This is a genomic window from Methylovirgula ligni, from assembly GCF_004135935.1.
GTDB lineage: Bacteria > Pseudomonadota > Alphaproteobacteria > Rhizobiales > Beijerinckiaceae > Methylovirgula > Methylovirgula ligni.
On record NZ_CP025086.1, the window covers coordinates 2,626,025 to 2,640,191 of the forward strand.

Here is a 14,167-nt window from a genome sequence, read left to right on the forward strand (position 1 = left end):
GCCGGCTTTGCCGGTCAATTGGCGCAGCTTGCGGCGTGTGCCGTGCCGCACCCGATTGAGCCTTGGTCTGCGCAGTCGATCGCGCGATAACGCTCGCGATCTAGCGCGAGGCAACCGGGCTGACTTTTGGCGCCGGCGGCACGAAGGCGTTGCTTTCCTTATGCTCGACGAAATGCCTGATCCGGCGCAGCATGGCGAAGGCGCGCGGATGTTTCTTGAGCGTCGTTTTGATCCGCCAGCCCAGCGCCTGCTTCACCGCAAGAATCCGTCCCTTGGCATTGAGCGGCAGCACGATGTCGAAGAGCGGCACAGCCGTGTCGCAATAGGTCTCCTTGTAGCGTGCTTCGCCGATGCCGAGATCGAAACTCGCTCGGCCCTTGGCGCATTGCGCGGCGACGAGCTTCATGAGCAGAAGATCGCCGGGGCTGGACTTGGCGATTGAAGGGTCGCTATCGAACGAATTGACCATGGCGCTGAAACGGCCGTGGTGCGTCGCGCCAACGTAGGTCGCGATGATGCGATCGCCGAGGCTCAAGCCGTAGAGTTCGAGCCAGGGCTTGCCGGAGGCCGCGCGCTCGCGGCTCAAGCGGTCAAAAAAGGCGCGCATCGTGGCGGCGGCAAAATCCGTGGCAATGGACTTTTCGGCGCAGCGCCGAATCTTTTCGGCGAAGAAGGCATCGAGAATTTTGCGTGCGAACCGAGGCTCCTCGCCTGAGATCAGAGCGAGCTGATCCATCTCGGCGAGGCGGCTCTCTTTCTTGCGCAATTTCTTGCGCGTATCCTTGGAGAGCTTCGTGGCGAGGAAGGCATCGCCATCGGCTGCCAGCTTGGTGGCATAGGCAAAACTCGGGCTCGCGCGATGCGGCAGCAGTGCGAGCGGATTGAGAATTCCGGCCCATTCAAAGGGCTGGTTCTTGAGAACGAAAATATCCGGCGCCTCAGGTCCCAGCGCCGCCGCGGCGTCGTTGAGCAGCGCGCGCACATCCGCGACAGAAAAATGAGTGCCGGGACGAAACAGGCCGAAATTGAAATTCGTTTCCTTGCCGCCGAGAAAGGATGCGACACGAAACCCGCGATAGCGTTGAAGGCCGAGACAGAGCAGGGCGACCGTCCGGTCCTGCCGGTCCCTGGCGGCGATGAAGAACGGTGTGATCTTGCGGACCACGCCGAGCGTTTCGATCCAGGGCAGCAAGAATGCGCGAGTCTGGTAGACGGAAACTGGCGCAAGCGCCTCCAGCTCTGCCCAGTCGGACTCGATCGCGGCAGAAGCGCGATGGACTTCGACCTTGGCAAAGGCCCGACCCGGCGCTTCCTCCGCCGCCGAAAGGCGCGCAAGACGCGAGGATGGAATATACTCGATTACGCTAGACAAATACGCTGCCCCGAACGTTAAGCTGTTACCAACACCTAGCAACGAAAGGTCAACGACATCTTGTAATGATAGCAAAACTTATCCGAGGCCGCATGTGATGGCAAAAAGAAATCGCATAATTTCTTCCGGGTTTGGTTTCTTTCGCCGGACGCGATTGCATCAGCTCGCCGCCGCCTTCACGCGCGGATCAGGCGCGATCCTGATGTTTCATCAGGTGCGGCCGTGGGTTGCGCGTGATTTCGCGCCCAACCGGCTGTTGGAAATCACACCCGATTTTCTCGATGCGGTTCTCACGCGGCTCAAGGAGTTGGGCTTTGCCGTCGTCGATCTCGACCGTGCGTTAACCATGATCGCAAACCGTGCCGAGCAACCCTTCGCCGTGCTGACATTCGACGATGGCTATAAGGATACGCGCGACTTTGCATTGCCGATCCTCGAGAAGCACGCCGCGCCGTTTACCATGTATGTCACGACCGGCTTTGCCGAACGCACCGCGCGCCTGTGGTGGGTTGAGCTTGAAGAGGCGATTGCGCGCTTGCCGCGCGTCAAGGTTTCGATAGCGGGACGCGATCTCAATCTGCCGGCGTCGAGCGCGGCGGAGAAGAGCGCCGCTTTCGCGACCCTCTATCAAATTCTGAATGCGGGCTCGGAGTCGGATTTGCTCGCCGTGATCGCGGGTCTTGCGCGCGAGGCGGGCGTCGATCCGCAATCAATTCCGCGCGAGCTTTGCCTCGATTGGGCGGGGATCGAGGCGATGGCGAGAAATCCGCTTTGCACTATCGGCGTTCATACGCTGACGCATCCGCGGCTCGGCAAGCTGGACGAGTGCGCGATGCGCGAGGAACTCGCCGCAAGCCGCGCGATCATCGAGGCGCATATCGGCAGGCCGGCACCGCATCTCGCTTACCCGGTTGGAAATCCCGTCGCAGCGGGAGAGCGCGAGTTTCAGGCGGCGCGCGAACTCGGCTTCAAGAGTGCAGTCACGACACGGCCGGGCATGATCTTTCCCGCACATGATACGCGCCGCACGGCGTTGCCGCGGCTCTCGATCAACGGCAATTGGCAATCGCTCGATTTTGTCGAAATCCTTCTTTCCGGCGCGCCGTTCGCGTTGTGGAACAAGGGCCGTCTGGTCGCCTAATCGCGCTCCATCCATTTGATGAGCGGCATCAGCGGCAGTACCCAGGCAAGGCCGAGCACGGCATAGGCAATGAATTGCGCGAAGCCCGGCGCGTGCTGGATGGCCGGCGCCTGCGCGATGACCATGGCAATTAGCGCATAGACAAGCACGAAGGCCAGCATTACGACGCTGCCAAGAAATTTGCGCTGGCTCTTGCGCAAGGACACCTCCGCGAGCGAGTTCGAAGTCCGATGAGCGTACTCACTTCCATAAATCCCGCCGCAGCGAAAGCTGTCCCGTCTTATCGCCGCGCCATTCAAATCTGGCTTTGGATCGTCGCGGCGCTGATCTTCGCCATGGTCGTCGTCGGCGGTGCGACGCGGCTGACCGAATCCGGCCTGTCGATTACCGAATGGCATCCCATCTCCGGCGTCATTCCGCCGCTGAGCCAGGAATCCTGGGCCGCGGAATTCGATAAGTTCAAGCAAATTCCGCAATATAAGGCTATTTTCTCAGACTTGGATTTAAACGGCTTCAAGTTCATTTTCTTCTGGGAATGGAGCCATCGGCTGCTTGGCCGCGTTATTGGCCTCGTGGTCGCGCTGCCGCTGGTCTTCTTCTGGGCGCGCGGCGCGCTCACGCAGGACTTGAAGTTCAAGCTCGTCGGCCTTCTGGCGCTGGGCGGACTACAGGGCTTTGTGGGCTGGTGGATGGTGTCCTCCGGCCTCGTCAATCGGATCGAGGTCGCCCAGGAACGGCTTGCGATCCATCTGCTCCTCGCCTCGATCACCTTTGCCGTAACGGTCTGGATCGCCTCCTCGCTCTCGCCGGGCAATGCGGTGCGCTCGGAGCGCTGGCAGCGGCTCTTCGCCGGGGTGATCGTGCTCGCGACGCTGCTGCAGATTTTTCTCGGTGCGCTCGTAGCGGGCCTGCGCGCCGGCCGCGCCTATAACACCTGGCCGCTGATGGACGGGCATTTCGTGCCGGATGTGTTGCTACTGCTTCAGCCCTGGTGGCGCAATTTCGTCGACAATATCGCCACGGTCCAGTTCCAGCACCGGATGGTCGCCTATACGCTGCTCGCGCTCGCCATCGCTCAGGCGATCGCGACGTGGCGTGCGGTGCCCGGAAGCCGCGCGGCGCGCCGTTCGCTGCATTTCGCCGGGCTTGTGACTCTGCAAGCCGTGCTCGGCATCGTCACGCTGGTGCTCGCCGTGCCGCTCTGGGCCGGGCTCGTGCATCAGGCGTTCGCCATGCTCGTGCTGCTTGCGAGCGTGCGCTATCTGCAGGGGCTGGAGGCGGGCAAGCAGAATGCGCTGGCGCGGCCTTAAACCTGCGGAATCGCAAGCCGTCCGATCTCGATCGCCGGGCAATGGTCCATCACCACATCGAGGCCACGGGCGCGGGCTTTCGCCGCCGCGGCTTCATTGATGACGTCGAGCTGCATCCAGATGACTTTCGGCAGCGGCGAAAGCGACAGCGCTTTATCGACGACATCGGCCGCCGCCTCCGAATTGCGGAAGATGTCGACCATGTCGATGGGGAAGGGCACATCGGCGAGGCGTCCATAGATCGGCGCGCCATGGATCATCTGCCCCGCGAGACCCGGATTAACGCCGACCGCGCGATAGCCGTGCCGCAGCAGGAAGCCGAAGACGCCGTTGGAGGGGCGCAGGGGATTGGCGGAAAGGCCGACAAGGGCGATCGTGCGCACACTTTGCAGGATTTCCCGCAGCTTGTCGTTCGAGGGGGAGATATTTTGAGGTATCATAATACCATACCGCAAACCTGACTGTTTTTCCGCGTATTTTCCGGATATGCGGTTGACGAACCGCACATGGCCGCGTAGAAGCACGGCCTTCGGCGCAAGCCCATTTCCACGAGTTTCCTATGTACGGCAAGACACATTCGACCAAGACGGCCGATGTCCAGAAAAACTGGATATTGATCGACGCCAAGGGCCTCGTCGTCGGCCGGCTCGCCTCGCTCATCGCGCTGCGTCTGCGCGGCAAGCACAAGGCGACCTTCACGCCGCATATCGACGACGGCGATAACATCATCGTCATCAACGCGGATCAGGTGGTTCTCACCGGCCGCAAGTACGACGACAAGGTCTATTATCATTATTCCGGCTATCAGGGCGGCATCAAAGAGCGCACGGCACGGTTCATTCTCGAGGGCCGCTTCCCGGAGCGGATCATCGAAAAGGCCGTGGAGCGCATGCTGCCGCGCGGGCCGCTCGGCCGCAAGCAGCTCGGTAATCTGCGCGTCTACAAGGGTGCGGACCATCCGCATGTGGCGCAGACCCCGGTGACGCTCGACGTCGCCAGCCTCAATCGCAAGAATGCAAGGAGCGCCTGAATATGGCGGAATCTCTATCCTCGCTGCAGGATTTGAAGGCGGCGAATGTTGAGGCGCAGCCGGCGGCTCCCGTCTATGTGCAGAAGCTCGACAAGCTCGGCCGCGCCTATGCCACCGGCAAGCGGAAGGACGCGGTCGCCCGCGTCTGGATCAAGCCCGGCTCCGGCAAGGTGACGGTCAATGATCGTGCGCTCGAAGTCTATTTCGCCCGGCCGGTGCTGCGGATGATTCTGCAGCAGCCGCTCGGCGTCGCCAAGCGCACGGGCCAGTATGACATCACGGTCACCGTCGCCGGCGGTGGTCTCTCCGGCCAGGCGGGCGCGGTGCGCCACGGCCTTGCCAAGGCGTTGAGTCATTACGAGCCGGATCTGCGGCCGGTGCTCAAGCACGATGGCTTCCTGACGCGCGACTCCCGCGTCGTCGAGCGCAAGAAATACGGCAAGAAGAAAGCCCGCCGCAGCTTCCAGTTCTCGAAGCGCTGATTATCTTACGGCTTCATGCGGTTGCCATCGGCGTTTCATCTGGCAGCCGCATGACGATGTTGTGGGATATCTTTCGAGGCTGCCAGCATGACGGCACGCGTCTTCATCGACGGACAATCGGGAACGACGGGGCTGGGTATCCAGGCCCGTCTCGAAGCGATTCCGCAGATCACTCTTGCCGAATTGCCGCCGGCCGAGCGCAAGAACCCGGCCGCCAAGGCCGAAATCCTGCGCAGCGTCGATCTCGCCATTCTCTGCCTGCCGAACGCGGCGGCGGAGGAGAGCGTCGCGCTGATCGCCAGCCTCGGTGACGCCGCGCCGCGGGTTCTCGATGCCTCGACCGCGCATCGCGTTGCGCCCGGCTGGGTCTATGGCTTTCCGGAGCTTGCGGCCGGGCAGGAAGACGAGATCAGGACGGCGCCGCGCGTCGCCAACCCCGGCTGCTATGCGACCGGCGCCGTGGCGCTGCTGCGCCCGCTCGTCGACGCGCGGCTGATTCCCCCGGATTTCCCGATCACGATCAATGCCGTCTCCGGCTATTCCGGCGGCGGCAAGACGATGATCGTGGATTTCGAGTCGGGGCACGGGCCGAATTTCGAGCTTTATGCGCTCGATCTCGAACACAAGCACATTCCCGAGATCGTGGCCTACGGCGGGCTGACGCGGCGGCCGATCTTCGTGCCGAGCGTCGGCAATTTCGCGCAAGGCATGCTTGTTTCGATCCCGCTCTTCCTCGACGACCTGCCGGAAAAGCCGCAGGCGGCGGCGCTGCACGCGGCACTCGCCGCGCATTATGCCGAGACCGCCTATATCCGCGTGCTGCGGCCGGATAACGAAACCCGGATCGAGCCGGAATCGCTCAACGACAGCAACGATCTCGAATTGCGCGTCTTCGCCAGTCCGGATCAGCGTCAGGCTGTGCTTGTGGCCAAACTCGACAATCTCGGCAAAGGCGCCTCCGGCGCCGCGGTGCAGAACCTGCGGCTGATGCTCGGCCTGGTCGATTAGGCGGGACGTTTCGATCATGGATCGGCGGCTTTAATCTGGCCGCGCCAGGATTTGCTCCAGGTTCGCAAAAAACTTCTGCCATCCGAATTTTGCGCCTTGATAAGCTTGCTGCTGATCGGGCCGGAAGCCAATTTGTTCCATGCGCAGATTCGTGCCGGTGTTTGTCGGTGAGAGAGTCCATGTCACGACACTCTCAAGCCCCATCGCCGCCCACGTATAAGACAACGTTTTGTTCGGCTCGATTTCCAATACCTTGCAATCGACCGAGCCCCAATCGCCGCGCAGGACGAAACGATGGTCCACGGCAGGCTTGAAATCGTTTTTCATAAGCCATTCTTCGATCAAGCGCGGCTGCGTGAGGGCGCGCCAGATTTTTTCCGGCGGAAAAGGCATTTCCCGTTCGACGACAACGGCGAGTGTTTCGTTCATTGGTCCATCCTTTTCAGCAGGTTCTCAAGATCGTCGAACCGGCTCTCCCAGAAGCCGGCCATTTGGTTTGTCCAATCGATCAGTGGGGCTAAAGCGCCGAGTTGCGCGCTATAATGTGTCTGGCGTCCGACATGGCGGTCGCTTACGAAGCCGGCTTGCTTCAGAATGCCCAAATGCTTTGAAACGGCTGGCTGAGAGACTCCTGACTGCGCCGTCAGCGCCGCTACGGTTTGTTCCCCTTCGCGGCAAAGCCGTTCGAAGAGAGCCCGACGTGTGGGATCCGCGAGCGTTCTGAAGAGCAGGTCGTGCGCGTTTGACACTTTAAATCGATAACCTGATAGTTATGAATAATCCATAACTGTTGAGCTATGTGTTCGTCAAGACGAAAGATATCCATCTATGAAGATAAACTTTACAGTTTACCTTCATAGATGCTAGGCTCGGCGCATGATGGAAAAACGCGTTGAACCTGACCTCGCCCGCGGCGTCGCCCTCAGCACCTGGCCGCTGCCAGTTCAATGGGTCGTGCTTGCGAGCGCGACGGCCGTCATCGTCGCGGCTTTGTCGCATTTCCATCTGCCCGCAGCGCTGCTGCTCGGGTCGATGGTCGGGGCGATTTTCGTCGCCGCGCAGGATGCTCGCATCCGCGTGCCGAACCTCGCCTTCATTCTCGCGCAGGGTCTTGTCGGCTGCCTTGTCGCCCGCGCGCTGAAGCCGTCGATCTTCGCCGAGATCCGCGCCGACTGGCCGCTGTTCATCGTCGCGGTCGCGTCGGTCCTTTTTGCCGCGACCTTTCTCGGCTGGCTGCTGGCGCGCTGGCGCGTTCTGCCGGGCTCGACCGCGCTCTGGGGATCGTTCCCCGGCGCGGCGACGGTGATGGCGCTGATGGCCGAGGCCTATGGCGCCGACATCCGTCTTGTTGCGATCATGCAATATCTGCGCGTCGTTCTCGTCGCGACGACGGCATCGATCATCGCGGCAATATGGGCTCCGGGCGCCCACGCGCCGCCGCCAGTCGATTGGCTTGCGCCAGTCGCGCCGCTGCCCTTCGCCGAAACCCTGCTGCTGGCCTTCGGCGGCGCGTTGATCGCGCCGAAGCTGCGTATTCCCGCCGGTTCGCTGCTGGTGCCGCTCGTGATCGGCGCAACGCTGAGCGACTTTGGCGTGATGACGATCGAGCTGCCGCCCTGGCTGCTTGCCGCGAGCTATGCTTTGGTCGGCTGGAGCATCGGCCTGCGCTTCACCCGGCCGATCCTCGTCTATGCGATGCGGGCGCTGCCGCGTCTCATCCTTGCCATTTCAGCGCTCATCGCGACCTGCGCCCTGTTCGGCGTCGTGCTGGCGAAGCTGGCGCATGTCGACATGTTGACCGCTTACCTCGCGACAAGCCCGGGCGGAGCGGATTCGGTCGCGATTATCGCTGCATCGACCAAAGTCGATGTCCCGTTTGTGATGGCACTTCAGATGGCGCGCTTCGTTATCGTTCTGCTGATCGGGCCGCGCCTGGCGCGGTTTGTTGCCGGGCTGAGCAGATTCACGGAGGCGGGCCATGAATCCAAAGGTTGAGCACGCGCTCGGAACCTTGCTGCGCGGAGTGCGCGCCGACGAAAAATATCTCGCCTTCAACGATCCGCGCTTCGCTGTCGCGCCGCCCAGCCTCAGCCTGACGAGTTCGGCTTTCGTCAACGGTGGTGCGATTCCCAAGCGCTATGCCGGGCCGGGGGTCGGCGACAATATCTCGCCGCCGCTCGGCTGGGGCGATCTGCCCGCCACGACGCGCGAACTCGCACTCATCGTGCAGGATCCCGATGCGCCGCTGCCGCGGCCGGTGACGCATGTCGCGGTGACCGGTATTCCGATCGGCTGGGCAGGACTCGCGGAGGGCGCGCTGGCACCGAATGCGGGGCCGCCGCTGGCGTTCGCGCGCGGCAGCTTCGGGCGCATTGGCTATTCCGGGCCGCGGCCGGTGCTTGGCCACGGCCGGCATCGGTATGTGTTCCAGATTTTCGCGCTGTCGCGAAAGCTGGTGCTGCCGCCGCAGCCGAAGCTCGATCTGGTGCTTGCCGGAATCGCTGAAACGATTCTGGCGCGCGGCGTTCTGATCGGGACCTATGAGCGGGCTTGAATCCTCACGGCGCGACGCGCGATGACAGCTAGAGCCCCCGCCGCCAGGCGATGATTTCGGCGCGCTGCTCGCCGAGGCCCTCACCACCGAGGGTGACGACATCGCCGGGCTTCAGCCAGACCTGCGGCTTCATGCCCATGCCGACCCCGGGGGGCGTGCCGGTGACGATGACATCGCCGGGCTCCAGCACAAGGAAATGCGAAAGGTAAGAGACGATCTTGCGCACGTTGAAGATCATCGTCTTCGTATTGCCCGTCTGGCGGCGCTCGCCGTTGACGTCGAGCCAGAGGCCGATGCGCTGCGGATTGGGAATTTCGTCGCGCGTCGCCAGCCAGGGGCCGAGAGGGCCGAAGGTCGGTGCGCCCTTGCCCTTGCCCCATTGGCCGCCGCCGCGATCGATCTGGAAGCCGCGCTCCGAAACGTCATTGGCGAGCGCATAGCCCGCCACATGATCGAGCGCGACGCGCTCACTGATGTAATGCGCGCGCGCGCCGATGATGATCGCCAGCTCAACCTCCCAGTCGAGCTTTTCGCTACCCTTCGGCTGGATGATCGGATCGTGCGGGCCGCTGATCGAATTCGCCGCCTTGAAGAAGACGATCGGCTCGCTTGGAATCGCCGCGCCGGCTTCGGCGGCGTGGTCGGCATAGTTGAGCCCGATGCCGATGTAATTCACCGGCTGGGCGATCGGTGCGCCGAGGCGGGGGCGGCCGCGCACAAGCGGCAGGCGCGAGAGGCGCGTCCGGGCGAGCTTTTGCAGAAACTTGTCGCCGAGATATTCGCCGGCGAAATCGGGGACGATGGCGCTGACGTCACGGATCTTGCCCTCGGCATCGATGAGCCCCGGCTTTTCCTTGCCCGGCTGTCCGTAACGTACGAGTTTCATGTCCTTACCCCCGATCGATGAATGTCAAATCTCCCATAGACCGATGTTGCGTGGCCGTCGAGCGCTCGCGTCGCGTCAATCGCGGATTCATCGGCTTCGGCGGTCTGCCGGCCGTTCTTTCATTCGACAAGAACCGCGGCGATAGTCACCGTCAGAGGCCAAATTTGTACGGCAAAGCTGGAGTACGTCACATGGGCACCATAACGACCAGGGACGGCGTCGGAATTTTCTACAAGGATTGGGGAAAAGGCCAGCCGATCGTGTTCAGTCATGGCTGGCCGCTGTCGTCCGATGATTGGGATGCGCAATTGCTGTTTTTTCTCGACCACGGTTACCGGGTCATCGCGCATGATCGTCGCGGCCACGGCCGTTCGACGCAAACCGGCGACGGCCACGATATGGACCATTATGCCGACGATCTCGCGGCGCTGACCCATTATCTCGATCTGGAAAACGCGATTCACGTCGGCCATTCCACGGGCGGCGGGGAGGTGACGCGCTATCTCGCGCGTCATGGCGAGAGCCGGGTCGCGAAAGCCGCGCTGATCAGCGCAGTGCCGCCGCTGATGGTGAAGACGGCGGCCAATCCCGGCGGTCTTCCGAAAGAGGTCTTCGACGGATTGCAGGCGCAGCTCGCGGCGAACCGTTCGAAATTCTACCGCGATCTCCCGGAAGGGCCGTTCTACGGCTATAACCGGCCCGGCGCCAAATCTTCGGAGGCCGTCATCGCGAACTGGTGGCGCCAGGGCATGATGGGCGGAGCCAAGGCGCATTACGACGGCATCGTCGCCTTCTCGCAGACCGATTTCACCGAAGACCTCAAGAAGATCACGGTGCCAGTTCTGGTGATGCACAGTGAAGACGACCAGATCGTCCCCTATGCCGACGCCGGTCCGCTGTCCGCGAAATTACTGAAAAACGGGACGTTGAAGACCTACAAGGATTTTCCGCACGGAATGCCGACCACGGAAGCGGCGACGATCAACGCCGATCTGCTGGCCTTCCTGAAGGCGTAGCAACACGTCCGCGAGAAAGCCTGGAAGTGCGAGCGGGCGTCAGGCCTTCGCCCGCACATAAGTACCGGGCGCATCGCAAAGCGGCATCAGCTTGTCGCCGCCGGGCTCGCGTGCGGCGACTTTTTCAGGTGCTTGCGCGGCGATCCATGCGGCCCAATCGGGCCACCAGCTTCCCGGTGTCTCGGTCGCGGCCTTCAGCCAGTCGGTATAGGTTTCCGAGAGCGAGCCGCCCGTCCAATATTGATATTTCGGTTTCGCCGGCGGGTTGATGACGCCGGCGATATGGCCGGAGCCGGCGACGACGAAGCGCACGTCGCTGCCGAACAGCTTCATGCCGGTGAAGACGGAGCTTGCCGGCGCGATATGGTCCTCGCGCGTCGCGAGGCTGTAGACGGGGACTTTGATATCCCACAAATAGACCGGTGCGCCGCGGATTTTCATCTTGCCGCGGCTCAATTTGTTTTCGAGATAGCAATTGCGCAGATAGAAGGAATGGCAGGCGGGTGTCATCCGCGTCGCGTCGGAATTCCAGGTCAGGAGATCGAACGGCATCGGCGACTGGCCGCGGATGTAATTGTTGACAACGAAGGACCAGATCAGGTCGTTCGGCCGCAGCATATTGAACACATTCGCCATTTTCGCGCCGTCGAGATAGCCTTTCTCGGCCATGCTCTCTTCGAGCGCGCTGATCTGCGACTCGTCGATGAAGACACGCAGATCGCCGGCATCGGCGAAATCCGTCTGCGTCGTCAGGAAAGTCGCGCTGGCGATGCGGGTGTCCTTGCGGCGCGCCATATAGGCGAGGGCGATCGAGAGCAGCGTGCCGCCGACGCAATAGCCGAGCGCGTTCACTTCTCTCTCGCCTGTCACTTCGGCGATGACGTCGAGAACGGTCATGATGCTTTCGTCGATATAGGCCTCGAAATCCTTGTCGCGATGGCGCGCGTCCGGGTTGACCCAGGAGATCAGAAAGACCGTGTGGCCTTGCTCGACCGCGTAGCGGACAAAACTCTTCTGCTGATTGAGATCGAGGATGTAATATTTATTGATCCACGGCGGGACGATCAGCAGCGGTCGCTTGAACACGGTCTCGGTCGCCGGCGCGTACTGGATCAATTCCATCAGATCGTTGCGGATGATCACCTTGCCCGGCGTCGTGGCCATGTTGACGCCGAGCACGAATTTCGAGGAATCGCTTTGGCTGATCCTGAGCGATCCGTTGCCAGCCTTGATGTCGGCTGTGAGATTGGCGATGCCGCGGACGAGATTGTCGCCGCTGGAGGCGAGAGTCTCGTGTAGCAATTCGGGATTGGTGGGGACGAAATTTGCCGGCGACAAAGCGCTGGCGATCTGGCGCAGATAGAATTGCGCCTTGAGCTGCGTCGTCGGATCGGTTTCGGCGCGTGCGACGAGATCCTCGACCCAGCGCGTGGCGATGGCGTGGGCCTGACGAAGGAAATCGAAGAGCGGGCTTTCGTGCCATTGCGGCGCGGCGAAACGCTTGTCCCCGGCCGCGACCGGCACGATCGGCGCGACGGTTTCGCCGGACATGCGGCGCAGCGTCTGCGCCCACAAGGCGAGGAAGTCTTCCGAGAGAGCGTTGCGCGCCTCGAATGTGCGCAGCGGATCGGCGAGCCAATATTCGGCGATACGACCGAAGGACTGCACCGCATCGACGACGCTCGCCGAAAAGCTGGAGGGGGATTGGTCCGTCTGCGGCTGCAGGATGGCGCCCAGCGCCAATCCGCCTTGCTCGATCAGGGCGGCAAGATTCTTGGAAAGCCGGGCGAAGTCGATACCGGCGCCATTGGTCTGCGGCGCGGCGCCCTCCGGCGGCTTTTGAGCCGCCGCCGCGGGGGCAGGGACTACCTTGAGGCGCGGCTTGGGGGCCGCCTCAAGGGCGGGCTCAAGGTCCGGCTTGGGTGGTTCCGGCGGTAACACTGCCTCACTCAACGACGCTTGCCTCCCGGCGGCCGGCTGCACCGTACCTGCGGCCCGGGCTCGTTTCCGGCTCGGGTTGCGTACCCGCTGCCCTTTGGCCGCCGCTGCTTTAACCACGCCCGCACCACGCCATGATAGAGCTTTATTCCACGGTTAGGGAATAGGTCTGAGTCGGGCAGGGGGAGCAACTGCATCTTAGGTCGGATCGATAGAGATATGTGGACTTCGCGTGCGACATTTCAAATACTTTGCGGAATAGCATGCTCCGCGACGTTGACGCTTGCCCCCGCCGCGGCACAGCAGGCTCAGCCTGCGCCCAAGCACCCCTATGGCGGCGGCACGCCGCTCGATGTGGTCATGCATACCAAGCTCTGGACCGACGTGCCGGAAATGCGTGATTTCGTGAAGGCCGCGCGGCCTCCCGAGAAATCCCTCGATTACATTCCGACCGCCATAGGCACCGAACCGAAACGGCCGCCGCTGCGCAGTTCCGCCCAGCTCCAGCAGATGGAGGACGAACTCGAGAACGCCGGCGTCCGCAACGAGACCGCCGCGGGCGTCCGGACGCGGCATTTCCAGGCGGTATCAGCGGCAAAGAAAAAGCCCGCGCCCCCCGCCAAGACCAAGACCGTCAGCGCCCGTTAATTCAGGCAGCTTCCGGCACGCCAAAGCGCAAAACCCTGTCGGTCGGAAAATCGTAGAGCTTGCCGGTCTGCGTCCAGGACGGCAGCACGAGGGGCAGCAGTTTCGGCGCGAAATCTTCCGGCGTCTTCAGTGTTGCCGGATCGATGCCGGGCATGGCCTTGGCCAGCATCACCGTGCGCAGCGGCCCCGGATTGGCAAGCATCACCTTCACATTGGAAGTCGTCGCGGTTTCGGCTGCATAGGTGCGCGCCAGCGCGTCGAGCGCCGCCTTCGAGACGGCATAGGCGCCCCAATAGGGTTTGAATTCGGCGTGATGCGCGACGCCCGATGTGATCAGCACGACGCGGCCGGCATCCGCCACACGCAGCGGCAGGTCGAGCGCGCGCAGAAGCCGCCAGTTCGCGGTGAGATTGACGGCGAGAACCTTCTCCCAGGTGGCGGGGTCGATATGCGGCAGCGGCGTGATGGCGCCGAGTTCGCCGGCGTTTCCGATAAAAATATCGAGCCGCTTCCAGCGCTCGTAGACGGTCGCGCCGAGCCGGTCGAGCGCCTCGAAATCGGTTACATCGCACGGCACGAGCGTCGCCTCGTTGCCTTCGGCGCGAATGGCGTCGTCAAGCTCTTCGAGGGCGCCCTGCGTGCGCGCGAGCGCGATGACATGTGCGCCGGCGCGGGCGAGTTCCAGTGCGACGGCACGGCCGATGCCGCGCGAAGCGCCCGTAACCAGCGCGACGCGGCCGAGCAAGGGCCGCGCGTGATCCTGCTCGCTCATGAGGAGTCCC

The 14,167-nt window shown here is 62.7% G+C and carries 17 protein-coding genes; 9 read left to right on the forward strand and 8 right to left on the reverse strand.

Annotated features, from left to right (window positions below):
* Positions 1 to 100 precede the first annotated feature (100 nt).
* A complete protein-coding gene (locus CWB41_RS12610) occupies positions 101 to 1,372 on the reverse strand; it encodes a GNAT family N-acetyltransferase (RefSeq protein ID WP_165204327.1) in 1,272 nt (423 codons plus the stop codon).
* A 97-nt stretch (positions 1,373 to 1,469) separates the two neighbouring features.
* Here CWB41_RS12610 and CWB41_RS12615 point away from each other — a divergent pair, with 97 nt between their 5' ends.
* Positions 1,470 to 2,513: a polysaccharide deacetylase family protein gene (locus CWB41_RS12615; protein WP_181902990.1), complete on the forward strand. Its 1,044-nt coding sequence runs from the start codon at positions 1,470 to 1,472 to the stop codon at positions 2,511 to 2,513.
* Here CWB41_RS12615 and CWB41_RS12620 read toward each other — a convergent pair.
* Positions 2,510 to 2,713 (reverse strand): DUF2842 domain-containing protein, encoded by a 204-nt coding sequence (locus CWB41_RS12620; RefSeq protein WP_115837653.1) that lies wholly within the window; start codon positions 2,711 to 2,713, stop codon positions 2,510 to 2,512. The genes CWB41_RS12615 and CWB41_RS12620 overlap by 4 nt on opposite strands.
* A gap of 30 nt (positions 2,714 to 2,743) precedes the next feature.
* On the opposite strand from CWB41_RS12620, the gene CWB41_RS12625 reads away from it, so the two are divergent.
* Positions 2,744 to 3,823, forward strand: coding sequence for a COX15/CtaA family protein (locus tag CWB41_RS12625; RefSeq protein WP_115837573.1), 1,080 nt, complete (start codon positions 2,744 to 2,746; stop codon positions 3,821 to 3,823).
* Here CWB41_RS12625 and CWB41_RS12630 read toward each other — a convergent pair.
* Positions 3,820 to 4,263, reverse strand: a complete 444-nt coding sequence (locus tag CWB41_RS12630) for a CoA-binding protein (protein ID WP_115837572.1) — start codon at positions 4,261 to 4,263, stop codon at positions 3,820 to 3,822. The two genes, CWB41_RS12625 and CWB41_RS12630, sit on opposite strands and share 4 nt — an antisense overlap.
* 119 nt (positions 4,264 to 4,382) lie before the next feature.
* Here CWB41_RS12630 and rplM point away from each other — a divergent pair, with 119 nt between their 5' ends.
* The 3 genes from rplM to argC all read left to right on the forward strand — a co-directional run bounded on the left by rplM (position 4,383) and on the right by argC (position 6,343).
* Positions 4,383 to 4,853 carry a 50S ribosomal protein L13 gene (rplM, locus tag CWB41_RS12635; RefSeq protein ID WP_115837571.1) on the forward strand — a complete coding sequence of 157 codons (471 nt, stop codon included), beginning with the start codon at positions 4,383 to 4,385 and terminating at the stop codon, positions 4,851 to 4,853.
* 2 nt (positions 4,854 to 4,855) lie between these two features.
* On the forward strand, positions 4,856 to 5,335 hold the full coding sequence (rpsI, locus tag CWB41_RS12640) for a 30S ribosomal protein S9 (protein WP_115837570.1): 480 nt from the start codon (positions 4,856 to 4,858) through the stop codon (positions 5,333 to 5,335).
* Positions 5,336 to 5,422: 87 nt separating this feature from the next.
* Positions 5,423 to 6,343 carry an N-acetyl-gamma-glutamyl-phosphate reductase gene (argC, locus tag CWB41_RS12645; protein ID WP_115837569.1) on the forward strand — a complete coding sequence of 307 codons (921 nt, stop codon included), beginning with the start codon at positions 5,423 to 5,425 and terminating at the stop codon, positions 6,341 to 6,343.
* A 30-nt stretch (positions 6,344 to 6,373) separates the two neighbouring features.
* Here the strand turns inward: argC and CWB41_RS12650 are convergent, their stop codons facing one another.
* Together CWB41_RS12650 and CWB41_RS12655 are read right to left on the reverse strand one after the other, a co-directional pair.
* A complete protein-coding gene (locus tag CWB41_RS12650; RefSeq protein WP_115837568.1) occupies positions 6,374 to 6,772 on the reverse strand; it encodes an SRPBCC family protein in 399 nt (132 codons plus the stop codon).
* Positions 6,769 to 7,092 carry an ArsR/SmtB family transcription factor gene (locus CWB41_RS12655; protein ID WP_115837567.1) on the reverse strand — a complete coding sequence of 108 codons (324 nt, stop codon included), beginning with the start codon at positions 7,090 to 7,092 and terminating at the stop codon, positions 6,769 to 6,771. Before CWB41_RS12655 ends, CWB41_RS12650 begins: the two co-directional genes overlap by 4 nt.
* Before the next feature lie 127 nt (positions 7,093 to 7,219).
* Between CWB41_RS12655 and CWB41_RS12660 the strand changes: the two genes are divergently transcribed.
* Together CWB41_RS12660 and CWB41_RS12665 are read left to right on the forward strand one after the other, a co-directional pair.
* Positions 7,220 to 8,338, forward strand: a complete 1,119-nt coding sequence (locus tag CWB41_RS12660) for an AbrB family transcriptional regulator (protein WP_115837566.1) — start codon at positions 7,220 to 7,222, stop codon at positions 8,336 to 8,338.
* Positions 8,322 to 8,897, forward strand: a complete 576-nt coding sequence (locus CWB41_RS12665) for a YbhB/YbcL family Raf kinase inhibitor-like protein (protein WP_115837565.1) — start codon at positions 8,322 to 8,324, stop codon at positions 8,895 to 8,897. Before CWB41_RS12660 ends, CWB41_RS12665 begins: the two co-directional genes overlap by 17 nt.
* 28 nt (positions 8,898 to 8,925) lie before the next feature.
* On the opposite strand, the gene CWB41_RS12670 is transcribed toward CWB41_RS12665, so the two are convergent.
* Positions 8,926 to 9,783, reverse strand: a complete 858-nt coding sequence (locus tag CWB41_RS12670; RefSeq protein WP_115837564.1) for a fumarylacetoacetate hydrolase family protein — start codon at positions 9,781 to 9,783, stop codon at positions 8,926 to 8,928.
* 191 nt (positions 9,784 to 9,974) lie between these two features.
* On the opposite strand from CWB41_RS12670, the gene CWB41_RS12675 reads away from it, so the two are divergent.
* Positions 9,975 to 10,799: an alpha/beta fold hydrolase gene (locus tag CWB41_RS12675; protein WP_115837651.1), complete on the forward strand. Its 825-nt coding sequence runs from the start codon at positions 9,975 to 9,977 to the stop codon at positions 10,797 to 10,799.
* 39 nt (positions 10,800 to 10,838) lie between these two features.
* On the opposite strand, the gene CWB41_RS12680 is transcribed toward CWB41_RS12675, so the two are convergent.
* Positions 10,839 to 12,752 (reverse strand): PHA/PHB synthase family protein, encoded by a 1,914-nt coding sequence (locus tag CWB41_RS12680; RefSeq protein WP_245411348.1) that lies wholly within the window; start codon positions 12,750 to 12,752, stop codon positions 10,839 to 10,841.
* 261 nt (positions 12,753 to 13,013) lie between these two features.
* Here CWB41_RS12680 and CWB41_RS12685 point away from each other — a divergent pair, with 261 nt between their 5' ends.
* Positions 13,014 to 13,385: a hypothetical protein gene (locus CWB41_RS12685; protein ID WP_115837562.1), complete on the forward strand. Its 372-nt coding sequence runs from the start codon at positions 13,014 to 13,016 to the stop codon at positions 13,383 to 13,385.
* 1 nt (position 13,386) lies between these two features.
* Here CWB41_RS12685 and CWB41_RS12690 read toward each other — a convergent pair whose 3' ends face one another.
* Positions 13,387 to 14,157 (reverse strand): SDR family NAD(P)-dependent oxidoreductase, encoded by a 771-nt coding sequence (locus tag CWB41_RS12690; RefSeq protein ID WP_115837561.1) that lies wholly within the window; start codon positions 14,155 to 14,157, stop codon positions 13,387 to 13,389.
* Between the last annotated feature and the right edge of the window lie 10 nt (positions 14,158 to 14,167).